This window comes from Paenarthrobacter sp. TE3676, assembly GCF_056279165.1.
The window spans coordinates 394867-407521 of the sequence record NZ_JBWBQU010000003.1 but is presented as its reverse complement, the minus strand read 5'-3'; the positions used below and the strand labels follow the sequence as shown (position 1 = coordinate 407521).

Genomic DNA, 12655 nt, shown 5'->3' with positions numbered 1-12655 from the left:
GCAACAGAACCGTAACCGCCTCCAGCAGCGCCGTGTCCTGCCGGTAGGGTTGGAGCCATGAGTGAACCCATTGACCTGCAGGCCACGTTCATCCCCAACGAAGGCGAATTTTTCCGCGTGAAGCTCGCCCTGGAAATCGCGATCGACGAGGTCGTCAACGAGCCTGGCTGCATCCGCTATGAACTGACCGAGGCCACAGAAGAAAAGCTAGTCCTGACTGAGCGCTGGGAATCCGAGGAGCTTCTGGAGAAGCACTCCAAGGGCATCGCCGTCCAGGACCTGAACGAGTCCCTCAGCGCACTGCTCGCCGAGCCGGTCAAGCTGGAACGGCTCTAGGCTCTCCCTGCTTCAGTCCGGCGAAATCGCTGCAAGACTGCGAGAACGCCTTAAACGCATCGAGGTCGCCGGAATTTTCCGGCGACCTCGATGCGTTCCGGCGCCCTCGATGTTTAGAGCCGCCGCTTAGTCTTAGTTTTCCTGAGCCTCGGCACGCGCCTTGGCAACGTGGGCGTGGACCTCTTCCATGTCCAGGCCCTTCACGGCCTCGATGACCTGCTCCAACTGCGGACCGTTGAGGGCTCCCGGCTGCGAGAAGACAAGGACCTTTTCACGGAATGCCATGAGCGTCGGGATGGATGTGATCCCGGCTTCGGCGGCGAGCTGTTGCTCAGCCTCGGTGTCTACCTTCGCAAACACGACGTCAGTGTGCTTTTCTGAAGCTGCCCCGTACGTGGGGGCGAACTGACGGCACGGGGCGCACCAGGCCGCCCAGAAATCCACCAGGACAATGTCGTTGTCCTCGATGGTCGATGCGAACTGTTCTCCAGTGATGTCAACTGTAGCCATGCTTCCACGGTACGCGACCCTGCCCGCTAAGTCCCGTTGAGGCGGGCCCTGTTCGCTTCCCGCGTCACCGGGAATAAAGGGACGAACTGCATATCACGGCAAACCCTTGATCCAGATTGAACAGCTGTTTAGTGTATGAAACATGCGTTCAAACGCAGAAGATCTCACCACCCGGGCGCGCATCCGCGACGCCGCCATCGGTCTCTTCGGCCGTGAAGGATTTGCCCGCGCCACCGTCAGGGCGGTAGCCGCTGCTGCGGGAGTCAGCCCAGGCCTGGTCATTCACCATTTCGGTAGCAAAGACGGGCTCCGCGACGCTTGCGACCAGCACGTCCTGGCCCAAACAGCAACGCAGGGTCGCGAGAAAACCCACCCGGAGTCCACTCGGCAACTCATCCAGGATTACCTCAACCACCCCGACCAATACTCGGACGAGATCGCCTACATCCGTCGTGTCCTCAGCGATGAGTCCGAGGCAGGTGACGCCTTCTTTGATGCCGTGGTCAGGCAGACCCAGGACATCATCCATGCCGGAATCGAAGCCGGCACCATCCGGAAGTTCGACGACGCCCGGTCCACCGCCGTCGTCATCGCCTCGAACAGCCTGTCGATTCTCATGCTGGGCCGGCACCTCTCACGGACGTTGGGGACAGTTGCCCCGGAGCCGCAAGGCATCGGCCCCGACCTTCTCCGGCAACTCACCCTGCCCGCCCTGGAGATTTACACACACGGCTTTTACACCGATTCGCGGTTCCTGGATGCGGCCCGCGACGCCTTGCAGCAAGACAGCACCAGCGCCGGAAGGGAGCATGCACTGTGACCCAGGCAATCGTCGTCGAGGGTTTGCGCAAGAGATTCGGAGCCCGGGAAGTCCTCCATGGGCTCGACTTCGCAGTGGAACGCGGGACGGTGTTCGGCGTCATCGGGCCGAACGGAGCGGGCAAGACCACCACCATGCGCTGCCTTTTGGACATCATCAGGCCCAGCGCGGGGTCCATCTCGGTGCTGGGACAGGACCCGCGACAGGCAGGCACTGCGCTTCGCCGCAGGATCGGCTACCTGCCCGGCGAACTGCATTTGGAAAACAGGACCACGGGCCGGCGCATGCTGGAGCACTTCGCAGCCATCAGCGGACCCGTTGAGCAACGGCACGTCATCGAACTCGCCGAGCGGCTGAACCTTGACCTCGATCGCCAAACCCGGAAGCTCTCCAAAGGCAACAAACAAAAGCTCGGACTGCTGCAGGCCTTTATGCACAAGCCGGAACTCCTGGTCCTCGACGAACCCACCAGCGGCCTGGATCCCTTGGTTCAGCAGGTATTCCATGCGTTGGTTCGTGAAGCCTTGGATGACGGCACCACGGTATTCCTCAGCTCGCACGTCCTCAGCGAAGTACAGCAAGCCGCCGACGCCGTCGCCATCCTCCGCGACGGCGAAATCGTCACCGTTTCCACCGTGGAGGCGCTCAGGACGGCAGCAGTCCGGCAGCTGCGGTTCAACAGCACAGGGACGGAACCGCACGACGTCGGCGCGCTGCTGGCCAGGGTGCCCGGCGTCGCCAACGTGGCAGTACGGGAGCTCAAGGCCGACGGTCACGCCGCCGGAACAGTTGAGGCTACGGCAACGCTCTCCGGCCACGTCCAGCCCTTGATCCAGGAGTTGTCCAAGCTGAACGTGACGGATCTGGTCCTTGAAGAACCCGATCTGGAGGAAGCCGTATTGACTCTCTACACGGCACAATCCGTGGGGAATGACCACGCTGCCGGGAAGCTTCATGCTTCGGCACGCCGCGCGGAAGGAGCACACCGTGCCTAGGGTTCTCCCATTGTTCACCAAGGCCCTGACTGACTCGTGGCGTTCAACGTTGGCATGGGCACTGGGCTTGTCGACGGCGTGCATGCTCTACCTGCCGCTGTATCCCTCGATCGGGGGCAGTGCGCAAATGCAGGACCTGATCAACGCGCTTCCCCCCGAAATGACCAAAGCCCTGAACTACGATCAAATCGCGTCAGGCCCCGGCTACACCCAAGCCACCATGTTCGGGCTGATCGGCTTCCTGCTGATGTCCATGGCCTCGGTCGGCTGGGGCGCCGCGGCCGTGGGCGGCGACGAGGAATCCGGATTACTTGAACTGACGCTCGCCCACAGTGTCACCCGGGTGCAGGTAGTCCTCGAGCGTGCACTGGCCATCGTGGTTCGTATCGCACTGCTTTCCGTTCTCGTTTTCCTGCTGGTGCTGGGACTGAACGGGCCCTCGCAACTGAGCATCGACGTCGGACATCTCGCCGGAGCGGTGCTGCTGTTCGCCGCCCTGGCGCTGCTCAGCGGGACAGCTGCGCTTTGCGCCGGAGCGTTGAGCGGCCGGAAAGTGTATGGGATCGCGGCGGGCGCCGCCGTGGCCGTCCTCGGATATGTGTTCAACGCAGTGGGGCGGCAAAGTCCCGACGTCGAATGGTTGCTGAACCTTTCGCCCTATCACTGGGCGTACGGCAACTCCCCTGTGGCAAACGGGGCCGATTGGGGAGCTGCCGCGGGACTGTATGGCATCTCCGCAGCCCTGATCGTGCTCGGAGCGGTGGCACTGCAGCAACGTGACGTGGGGGTTTAGCTCCACACGTGCGGGGCGGGACGACGCGCCCCGGGAAGTGCATTGTTTTCGCGCCACTCGTGGATCCACTCGGGCAGTTCCAGGTCAGCCGGCGGCGCGCCGAACTCGGCAATGATTTCTTCCTGAGAGACAGGCTTGCCCTTGTGCACCAGACGGGTGGCGATGTGTGCCCGTGCATAGATTTCACCGTCCACCACCATGCGTTGTTCGAAGTAGATGGCCTTACTGTCCAAGCCAATGATGCGGGTCTCGATGGTGTATTGCTGCCAGAGCTGCAGCGATTTGCGGAAAGCGATGGTCTCACCGGCTGCCACCGGGCTCCAACCCCGCTTGCGCATTCTTGTCCAGATGCCGCTGCGGACCATCAGGTCGAAACGGCCGAGGTCCATGAGCGAGAAATACATACCGTTGTTGACGTGCATCGCGATGTCGATGTCAGTGGGCAGAACCCGCAAAGGCAGCGAGGATTCTTCCCAGACACCCAAGGGCGAACGTTTGGATGACGTGAACAGCAGCATGAGGGTACGAAGAAGCAAGTGCATGGCTCAATGTTACCCGTCGGTAACTTCATGGGGAATATGCAGACCACATCGCGGACCCGGCTCATAGCCCAAAGACCGTTTATGTACAACGATTGCACTAACGTTTACCGCCGGTTCATGAAAGACGTGCACAATATCTGAAACTCATATTGATCGAACACATAAGGGGGACCTTTGAGCACGCTGCAAACCGCCAGGCCGCAAGGCGACGTTTGGCCGGAACTCTCCCGCCACCAGAACGTGGTCCTCCAGGATGCCCGCGGCAACCGCATCGAGGGAACCATCGATGGCATGACCAATGACCGCAGCACGCTGTGGATCCAACTGAAGGGCGGCTTGGGCCGCCAACTGATTCACCACTTGGACGGCTACTGGCTGGAGACACCGGCCGCCTGAAGCTGTTGAGTACTTCCGCGGTGGCTAGTATTCCCGTATGACTCAAGCGCGATACAGGGACCTCGTTGAATGGCCCCTCATGGCCACGGCACTGATTTTCCTCACGGCTTACGCGTGGCAGGTCATCGGTCGCGTCACCGGAGCCGAGGCAATACCTTTCGAGGTTGTTCTCTGGATCACCTGGGGAATTTTCGCCTTGGACTACTTCGTCAATCTCTGGCTTGCCGAAGACCGAATGCGCTGGTTCCTGTGGAACCTGCACGAACTCCTGATCGTGGTACTCCCGTTCTTCCGACCACTCCGGTTGCTGCGGCTGGTCACGTTGCTCTCCGTCCTGCAACGCACCGTAGGTGAAACCCTGCGCGGACGCGTCGCCACGTACGTAGCAGGAGCAGCCGCGATGCTTATCCTCATCGGAGCACTGGCCGTGCTGGATGTCGAACAGAACGCACCCGACGCCAAGATCGTCACCTTCGGGGACGCCGCGTGGTGGGCCATCACCACCATCACCACCGTGGGCTACGGCGACCTCTACCCGGTAACCCCCATCGGCAGGATCGTCGCTGCGGCCCTCATGATGAGCGGAATCGCGGTCCTGGGTATCGTGACAGCCTCCATTGCTTCCTGGCTGCTTCAACGAATCGAGGAGAACGCCGAGGGCGTAGCAGCGGCAGCGGAAATCAAAGCCGCCGCAGCCGAGGAACCGGTCCGCGCCGAGATGGCCGACCTGGTGACGGAGATCGCCGCGCTACGGATGGAGATCGCGGAGCTCCGACAAGCGACGGAGCGCCGCTGACCGACCCCGGGATTGTTCGGATACCCCGCCGGTCAACGCACTGTCAGGCGGACAACCCCGGGATTGGGCCAGCCGTGCCGTCACACACACTCCCCGAGGACCCGGATCCCCGCTGGCGACACGCGGAATCGAGTGTCGCCGCCGCATTTGCGCGGCACGAACGGATGTGAGTGTCCTCAGGCGGCGCGAGGGCACACGAAAAAATCCCCGGAACCAATGGTTCCGGGGATTCTCCTTGGGTGGCAGATGAGGGATTCGAACCCCCGTAGGCGTTGCCAGCTGATTTACAGTCAGCCCCCTTTGGCCGCTCGGGTAATCTGCCGAACTTCAAAAGAAGATCACTTCCGGAGACCGTTTCTTTTAGATCCGGTAACCGAAGGCAGAGACAACCTTACAGAACTTTCTGCGAAGAATCTAATCGGCCGCAGACACTCGGGAATTCGCGCTATTTCAGGCTTCCCCGAGGATCCGGCCGGCCAGTTTCGCTTCGAACTTTTCGGCTTGCTCGGCGGTGATCTGGTTGAGCTGCACTGCGCGCAACAAGTCCGCGTGCACTCCGTCCATCCGGGCAGTAGCGTCGGGAACCGGGCTCAGGACGATCGATGCGGCAACAGCCGCGGCAGCTACGGCACTCGCTGCGGCGACTGCAGCCGTGCCAATGGAGCCTGCTGCTGCAGATGCGGATTTGCTGATGGACTGGGCGGCCTTGCTGCTCATGCTGATCCTCCGTGGATGCGTTCTTCCAACTGGTACAACTCTCAACCAGCAGCCTCTGTTCCAACCCTGCATGTGCTGTGAGCGAACTGTGAAAGAAGTCCACGGCCCTAACCCACGCCTTCCGTACTAGGCTGGATGCCAGACCAACCCGCCCTCACAGGGCCCCCAACCTAAGGAGAGTCATGGCAGGCGAATCCACATTCGACGTCGTAAGCAAGGTAGACAAGCAAGAGGTCGCCAACGCGCTCAACCAGTCCCAGAAGGAAATCGCGCAGCGATACGACTTCAAGGGCGTCGGCGCTGAGATTGATTTCAGTGGCGAAAAGATCCTCATGAAGGCCAATTCCGAGGACCGCGTCCTGGCTGTCCTGGACGTCTTCCAGTCCAAGCTCATCAAGCGGGGCATCTCACTGAAGTCCCTGGACCAGGGTGAGCCTTTCCCCTCCGGCAAGGAATTCCGCCTGGAGTGCACCATCAAGGAAGGCATTGCCCAGGACATCGCCAAGAAGATCAACAAGATCATCCGCGACGAAGCCCCGAAGTCCGTCAAGTCCCAGATCCAGGGCGACGAACTCCGTGTCACCTCCAAGTCCCGTGACGACCTGCAGGAGACCATGAACATCCTCAAGAAATTCGAAGAGGCTGACCTGCAGTTCGTGAACTTCCGCAGCTAGTCTCTGCTGACACGTTGCCGGCCCGCTGTTCCGTTGTTGACCACCCACGGAAAAGCGGGCCAGCGACGTTCAAGGCAATTACAGCAACGGGCGCCCGGCCATCCGTTCCAGTCGGCTGATCCGTTCCTTCATGGGCGGGTGCGTGGAGAACATGCGCCGTATGCCGCCGCCACGGAACGGGTTGGCGATCATGAGGTGTGAGGCATTGACCAGCCGCTGGTCCTGCGGGAGCGGCAACTGGGTGACACCGGATTCGATCTTGCGCAGGGCTGAGGCGAGCGCCAGTGGATCGCCGGTCAGCTCCGCACCGTCCTCATCGGCGTCGAACTCACGCGTACGGGAGATAGCCATCTGAATCAGTGACGCCGCGAAAGGCGCGAGCAGGGCCATCGCGATAGTAGCCAGCGGGTTGGCGTTGCGCCGGTCCCCGCTGCCAAAGATCAGCAGCATCTGACCCACTGAAGTGATGACGCCGGCCACGGCAGCAGCAACCGATGAGGTGAGGATGTCGCGGTTGTACACGTGCATCAGCTCATGCCCCAGTACTCCCCTGAGTTCGCGGGCGTCGAGCAGGTGGAGTATCCCCTCGGTGCAGCACACGGCAGCGTTCTTGGGATTGCGTCCGGTGGCGAAGGCGTTGGGCGTCATGGTGGGCGATAGGTAGATCCGCGGCATGGGTTTGTTGGCACGCACGGACAGCTCTCGAACAATCTGGTACAGCTGCGGTGCCTGTGCCTCGGTGACGGGGTAGGCGGCCATGGAACGGATGGCGATCTTGTCGCTGTTCCAGTAACCATAGGCCGTGGTGGCCACACCGATCAGTGCCATGATCCAGATGGGCGTGGTGCTGCGCATCCCGGCCGCGATGATGGCGCCCAAACCCAACAACACCGCCCACAGCACACCGAAGAGCGCCGCGGTCTTGAGTCCATTGTTGTGTTTATGCACGGTTGTTCTTGTCGCTTTCGTTGTCGCAAGGGTTCTGTACGGATTAACGCCGACGCCGCCCCTCGTGTTCCGTTGTCAGCCTACGTGGGCGGGGGGCCGGCAGCGCCCGCCGGCAAAGTGGTGACTGGCAGCGTCAGGGCACGGGGTGTTTGGCGTCGTACGCGACGAATCCGGGCTGCATGCGCGAAGCGAACCATGCAACAAGGATGCAGAGGAGCCCGCCCAGCAGCAACACTCCGCCTTCGCTCAGGAACTGGGTGACACCGCCAGCAAGCATGTCCCCTACCCGGGGCCCTCCGGCCACCACCACGATGAACACGCCCTGGAGTCGCCCCCGCAAGTGGTCCGGTGTGGCTGCTTGCAGGATGGTGGTGCGGAAAACGGCGCTGACGGAGTCCGAGATTCCGGCAAGGGCGCAACAGAATGCTGCCGGGATCAGCCACGGCGTGACACCGTCGCGGCCGGCATCCCCTGCCAGCAGCACCACCAATCCGAAGCCGGCAATGGACGCGCCCCAACCAATCACGGACCACACCACGGCAGTGCCCTGCTTGCGGACCCGCCCCAAGGGCCCGGAAAACAGGCCGGCCAGGAATGCGCCCACGGCCGTTGACGCGAGCAGCACTCCAACAGTGGTCTCGCCCCCGCCGATCATCACCGCACCGATGGCCGGCATCAGTGCGCGGGGCTGGGCGCAGATCATGGCGATGAGGTCGAAAATGAAGGTCATGCGGACGTTAGGCCGTGTCCCGAGGAACCTAAAGCCTTCCACCACGGAGCGAAGCCCTGGTCGCACGGCATCCTTGGACGGCGGAAGGGGCGGGAGTTTGAAGAGCCCCCACAGTGCGAACGTGAAGCTGATGACGTCGATGGTATAGGTCCAGCCGAAGCCGATGGTGGCCACGAGCACGCCTGCCAGGAGTGGTCCAGCGGTCATGGACAAGCCGAACGTCAGCATGCTCAGGGCATTGGCAGCGGGAAGGAGGTCCTTGCGGACCAGTAGCGGGATAATGGCGCTCCGGGCGGGGCCGTTGATGCCTTGGGCGCCACTTTGGATGGCCACCAGTGCGTAAAGGAGCCAGATGTTGCCGATCTCCAGCCACGCCTGCAAGGCCAATCCGGCCGTCGTGACCCAGAGGACAAGGGAGGCAATGAGGGCTACTTTGCGGCGATCGTAGGCGTCCGAAACGGAACCCCCGTAGAGCCCGGCGATCACCAACGGAACCAGCGCAAAGATTCCCAGGAGGCCCACATAGAAGCTCTCCTGCGTGAGCCGATAGACCTCCAGGCTGACAGCCACCAAGGTCAACTGGGTTCCTATGGCAGCTACTGAAGCCCCCAGCCAGAGCCGCCGAAAAGCGGGACTCTCCTTCAGGGGAGTGATGTCTGCCAGTAGTTTCGCCACCGTCCTACCTTAACGAGCATTACAGCAACCTCCCGCAACTCTCCCTGGCTGCGGGAGGTGCTTGGTAGGCTCACCCCGGGGAGGGAGTTGACATGGGCTTGGAGCGACGTTTGCTGTACCGTTCGGGGTTTTGGGAAATCGCCCGGCCTCGCCATCCCCTCACGGCCGGGCACATCTTGATCAGGCTGTCCGATCCGTCCACCGAATTCGCGCAGGCTTCAGCGTCCGACTGGCTCTTCTGCCACAACCTGGTACGCGCCGCACTCCAGGACGTACTGGGGGCAACACGCTTCTCCGTGATGTTCGCCCACCGCTGGCACCCGCTCGGTTCCGCAATAGGCGAGCCAGTGGCCGAGTCCTCAACCCCCACGTTCCACCTGTTCGGGCGTTGGGACGGAGAAACCACGACGCCGGGCGCTCAGCTTTCCTTGCCGGCCCACCGTCGTGTCGGGGAGCCTGAGCACATCTTGGAAGCCACCGACACGGCGGTCCGTGAGGCGCTGCGACTGAGCCGACCTGAGGCCTCCGTGAGTTCCGAACCCGGGGCGGGCGCCGCCGTCGTGCGTTCTTCCGAAGACAAGCCCTCTTCTGACGCTGGTCCGCTGGTGCGGACCATGGAAACGGGGCCCCGCCATACGGTGATCGAACCTGTCCGGGCTGTGGCGAACGTTCGTGACATCCTGCCGGCGGAACTGCTGGCCATGGCTGGGGCCTTGGCCGCTCTTCCCCTCAGCGGAGGCCTCAGTGGTTTCAGTTGCCTGGCATTGGAATCAGAGACAGCTGGCGCGCCTCTACGGGTGCATGCGCTGGGTCGATCCGCAGCTGAGGACGCGAATCCCATGGAGGATCTGTTCCGTTCACCAGAAGTTAGCCTCGCCTTATTGTGAACTGATCAAAATAAGTGTTTCAATGAATGCATGACAGATCACACAGCCGAGCAAGCAGAATGGGCCGCCGCCCTGCATGCCCACGGCCGGCGTGTGACCAAACAGCGGCTGGCCGTGCTTGCCGCAGTCCAGCACCATCCGCATTCTCCGGCAGAAGGCATTCTTGCCGCTGCCCGCAAAGAGCTTCCTGAACTGACGGCGCAGTCCGTTTACGTAGTGCTCAGCGACCTCACGGACCTGCAGATGCTGCGCCGCTTCGAACCCCCACACTCCCCGGCGCTGTACGAAACCCGGGTGGGTGACAACCACCATCACGCCGTGTGTATCAGCTGCGGCAAGGTGGAGGACGTGGATTGCGCCGTGGGACATGCACCGTGCCTCACCCCGCACTGGGATGAAAATTCCAAGCCCATGACCATCCAGATCGCAGACGTCCTTTACCAAGGCATCTGCCAGGACTGCCAGTCCAAACAACAGCTTCCCGTAACTTCCGTAACTCAGAAATAAAGAAAAAGGAGAACAATGACTGCCATTTCAACAACCCAGTCAGGTGCCCCCGTTACCTCCGACGCGCACTCGAAGTCCGTCGGCGCTGACGGTGCCATCATCCTCACCGACCACTACCTGGTGGAAAAGCTCGCTCAGTTCAACCGCGAGCGGGTCCCGGAGCGTGTAGTGCACGCCAAGGGTGGCGGCGCATTCGGTACGTTCAAGACCACCTCGGACGTTTCGGCTTACACCAAGGCAGCCTTCCTGCAGCCGGGCGTTGAGACGGACATGCTGATCCGCTTCTCCTCCGTTGCAGGCGAGAACGGTTCTCCCGACACCTGGCGCGACCCCCGCGGTTTCGCTGTGAAGTTCTACACCTCCGAGGGCAATTACGACCTCGTTGGCAACAACACTCCCGTCTTCTTCATCCGCGACGGCATCAAGTTCCCGGACTTCATCCACTCCCAGAAGCGCCTCCCGGGCAGCCACCTGCGCGACGCTGACATGCAGTGGGACTTCTGGACACTCTCCCCCGAGTCCGCACACCAGGTCACCTGGCTCATGGGCGACCGCGGCCTCCCGGCTTCCTGGCGCGAAATGCAGGGCTACGGCTCGCACACCTACCAGTGGATCAACGCCGCCGGCGAGCGTTTCTGGGTCAAGTACCACTTCAAGTCCAACCAAGGCGTCAAGACCATCACGGGCGACCAGGCTGAACAGCTTGCCGGCTCGGATGCGGACTTCTACATCCGCGACCTCCAGGAGAACATTGCCGATGGCAACTTCCCCTCCTGGGAACTGCACGTCCAGGTCATGCCGTACGAGGACGCCAAGACGTACCGCTTCAACCCGTTCGACCTCACCAAGGTTTGGCCGCACTCCGACTACCCGCTGATCCACGTGGGCACCATGGAGCTGAACAAGAACCCGGAGAACTACTTCGCGCAGATCGAGCAGGCCACCTTCGCGCCGTCGAACTTCGTACCGGGCATCGCCGCTTCCCCGGACAAGATGCTGCAGGCCCGCATCTTCTCCTACGCAGACGCACACCGCTACCGCGTGGGCACCAACCACGCACAGATCCCGGTGAACCAGCCCAAGAACCAGGTCAACAACTACAGCCAGGACGGACAGGGTCGCTTCCTGTTCAACTCCCCCTCCACCCCGGTGTACGCACCCAACTCGGTGGGTGGCCCGGCTGCTGTTGAGCCCGCTTCGCCTGCTGGTGGCTGGGAGAACGACGGTGAGCTCACCCTCTCCGCCCACACCCTGCACGCTGAGGACGACGACTTCGGCCAGGCCGGTACCTTGTACCGCGAGGTCTACGATGACGCTGCCAAGGCCCGCCTCCTGGACACCATCACCGGTGCCGTTGGCGGCGTGAAGACCGCCGACATCAAGGAACGCGCCATCCAGTACTGGACCAATGTTGACTCCGAGCTCGGCGCCAAGCTCCGCGCCAACCTCGGTGCAGGCCAGACCGAGTCCGACGCCGAAGCAGCCAACAAGCTCTAAGCGTCTCTGCTCTACTGCATTTCCAGGAACACCCCGTTGCGGATCTTCTCCGCGACGGGGTGTTCCTTTTGTTTTCCACATAGCTCTTGTTGGCTATGGCTGGGCGGGTAATGGCGTCCCTAGGATCCTTCTATGAGCACATTCGAAGGCATCCCTACTGCCGCATTCCGTTTCTACGCCGAGCTTGAAGAGAACAACAACCGCGAGTGGTGGCTGGAGCATAAAACAACGTACGACGCCGAGGTGAAGGGACCGCTGACAGCCCTCCTTTCGGAGCTGGAGCCGAAGTTCGGGCCGGCAAAGATCTTCCGGCCGAACAGGGACATCAGATTCTCGCAGGACAAATCACCGTACAAGACAGCGCAAGGCGCCTTCGCTGCCAGCCAGGAAGGCGTCGGCTTCTATCTTCAGATCAGTGCCGACGGTCTGCTGATCGGCGGCGGCTACCACTCCCACACGCCTGCCCAACTGGCACGTTTCCGGGCCGCAGTGGACGCTCCTGACAGTGGATCGGAGTTGCAGCGAACCGTAGACGCCGTGGCAGCGGCAGGCTTCGCCATTGAGGGTGAGACCCTCAAGACCGTTCCACGGGGTTTCGACAAAGAACATCCACGCGCAGAGCTGCTCAAGCACAAGTCCTTGTCCGCCAGCGTTGAGGTGGGTCAGCCGGACTGGTTGTCCACTCCCGCAGCCCGTGACGAGATTGCTGCGCGTTGGGAAGAGCTGAGGCCGCTGGTGGAATGGGTCGGTGAGCATGCTGCGCCGTAACGCGGGAACGCCCGGAAACCGATGATCTCCGGGCGTTCCGTACTTCAATATCGCTCAGCTGTCC

General features: G+C 62.0%; 16 protein-coding genes and 1 tRNA gene. 11 read left to right on the top strand and 6 right to left on the bottom strand.

What is annotated here, in order from left to right; all coding sequences use genetic code 11:
- Positions 1-57: 57 nt before the first annotated feature.
- Entirely contained in the window at positions 58-336 is a 279-nt protein-coding gene (locus tag ACZ881_RS09460; RefSeq protein WP_024817673.1) for a putative quinol monooxygenase, read from the top strand.
- 132 nt (positions 337-468) lie between these two features.
- Here the strand turns inward: ACZ881_RS09460 and ACZ881_RS09455 are convergent, their stop codons facing one another.
- Positions 469-846 carry a thioredoxin family protein gene (locus tag ACZ881_RS09455; RefSeq protein ID WP_091469153.1) on the bottom strand — a complete coding sequence of 126 codons (378 nt, stop codon included), beginning with the start codon at positions 844-846 and terminating at the stop codon, positions 469-471.
- A gap of 142 nt (positions 847-988) precedes the next feature.
- Here ACZ881_RS09455 and ACZ881_RS09450 point away from each other — a divergent pair, with 142 nt between their 5' ends.
- From ACZ881_RS09450 to ACZ881_RS09440, 3 genes are read left to right on the top strand one after another with little or no spacing between them, the layout of a single operon-like run.
- The gene (locus ACZ881_RS09450; RefSeq protein WP_474658991.1) at positions 989-1666 is read left to right on the top strand and encodes a TetR/AcrR family transcriptional regulator; all 678 of its coding nucleotides are present in this window, start codon (positions 989-991) and stop codon (positions 1664-1666) included.
- Entirely contained in the window at positions 1663-2661 is a 999-nt protein-coding gene (locus tag ACZ881_RS09445) for an ABC transporter ATP-binding protein (protein WP_476114593.1), read from the top strand. The genes ACZ881_RS09450 and ACZ881_RS09445 overlap by 4 nt, the downstream gene beginning before the upstream one ends.
- Positions 2654-3454, top strand: a complete 801-nt coding sequence (locus ACZ881_RS09440) for an ABC transporter permease subunit (protein ID WP_476114589.1) — start codon at positions 2654-2656, stop codon at positions 3452-3454. The genes ACZ881_RS09445 and ACZ881_RS09440 overlap by 8 nt, the downstream gene beginning before the upstream one ends.
- Here the strand turns inward: ACZ881_RS09440 and ACZ881_RS09435 are convergent.
- Positions 3451-3996 carry an acyl-CoA thioesterase gene (locus ACZ881_RS09435; RefSeq protein WP_454811199.1) on the bottom strand — a complete coding sequence of 182 codons (546 nt, stop codon included), beginning with the start codon at positions 3994-3996 and terminating at the stop codon, positions 3451-3453. The two genes, ACZ881_RS09440 and ACZ881_RS09435, sit on opposite strands and share 4 nt — an antisense overlap.
- 174 nt (positions 3997-4170) lie before the next feature.
- Here ACZ881_RS09435 and ACZ881_RS09430 point away from each other — a divergent pair, with 174 nt between their 5' ends.
- Positions 4171-4392: a hypothetical protein gene (locus ACZ881_RS09430; protein ID WP_054808616.1), complete on the top strand. Its 222-nt coding sequence runs from the start codon at positions 4171-4173 to the stop codon at positions 4390-4392.
- 37 nt (positions 4393-4429) lie between these two features.
- On the top strand, positions 4430-5188 hold the full coding sequence (locus ACZ881_RS09425) for a potassium channel family protein (RefSeq protein ID WP_179019616.1): 759 nt from the start codon (positions 4430-4432) through the stop codon (positions 5186-5188).
- 240 nt (positions 5189-5428) lie between these two features.
- Here ACZ881_RS09425 and ACZ881_RS09420 read toward each other — a convergent pair.
- Positions 5429-5510 (bottom strand) — tRNA-Tyr (locus ACZ881_RS09420).
- Between the two features lie 128 nt (positions 5511-5638).
- A complete protein-coding gene (locus ACZ881_RS09415; RefSeq protein WP_476114584.1) occupies positions 5639-5905 on the bottom strand; it encodes a hypothetical protein in 267 nt (88 codons plus the stop codon).
- A gap of 182 nt (positions 5906-6087) precedes the next feature.
- On the opposite strand from ACZ881_RS09415, the gene ACZ881_RS09410 reads away from it, so the two are divergent.
- Entirely contained in the window at positions 6088-6579 is a 492-nt protein-coding gene (locus tag ACZ881_RS09410) for a YajQ family cyclic di-GMP-binding protein (RefSeq protein ID WP_017200185.1), read from the top strand.
- 78 nt (positions 6580-6657) lie between these two features.
- Here ACZ881_RS09410 and htpX read toward each other — a convergent pair whose 3' ends face one another.
- Together htpX and ACZ881_RS09400 are read right to left on the bottom strand one after the other, a co-directional pair.
- Positions 6658-7527, bottom strand: a complete 870-nt coding sequence (gene htpX, locus ACZ881_RS09405) for a zinc metalloprotease HtpX (protein WP_476114581.1) — start codon at positions 7525-7527, stop codon at positions 6658-6660.
- A gap of 133 nt (positions 7528-7660) precedes the next feature.
- Positions 7661-8932 (bottom strand): MFS transporter, encoded by a 1272-nt coding sequence (locus ACZ881_RS09400; RefSeq protein WP_476114579.1) that lies wholly within the window; start codon positions 8930-8932, stop codon positions 7661-7663.
- Positions 8933-9024: 92 nt separating this feature from the next.
- Between ACZ881_RS09400 and ACZ881_RS09395 the strand changes: the two genes are divergently transcribed.
- The 4 genes from ACZ881_RS09395 (at position 9025) to ACZ881_RS09380 (ending at position 12591) form a co-directional block, all read left to right on the top strand.
- On the top strand, positions 9025-9819 hold the full coding sequence (locus tag ACZ881_RS09395) for a hypothetical protein (RefSeq protein ID WP_476114577.1): 795 nt from the start codon (positions 9025-9027) through the stop codon (positions 9817-9819).
- Positions 9820-9849: 30 nt separating this feature from the next.
- Positions 9850-10326 (top strand): Fur family transcriptional regulator, encoded by a 477-nt coding sequence (locus tag ACZ881_RS09390; RefSeq protein ID WP_017199873.1) that lies wholly within the window; start codon positions 9850-9852, stop codon positions 10324-10326.
- 15 nt (positions 10327-10341) lie between these two features.
- Positions 10342-11823 carry a catalase gene (locus ACZ881_RS09385; RefSeq protein WP_091469174.1) on the top strand — a complete coding sequence of 494 codons (1482 nt, stop codon included), beginning with the start codon at positions 10342-10344 and terminating at the stop codon, positions 11821-11823.
- Between the two features lie 132 nt (positions 11824-11955).
- Positions 11956-12591, top strand: a complete 636-nt coding sequence (locus tag ACZ881_RS09380; protein ID WP_476114571.1) for a DUF2461 domain-containing protein — start codon at positions 11956-11958, stop codon at positions 12589-12591.
- Positions 12592-12655 lie beyond the last annotated feature (64 nt).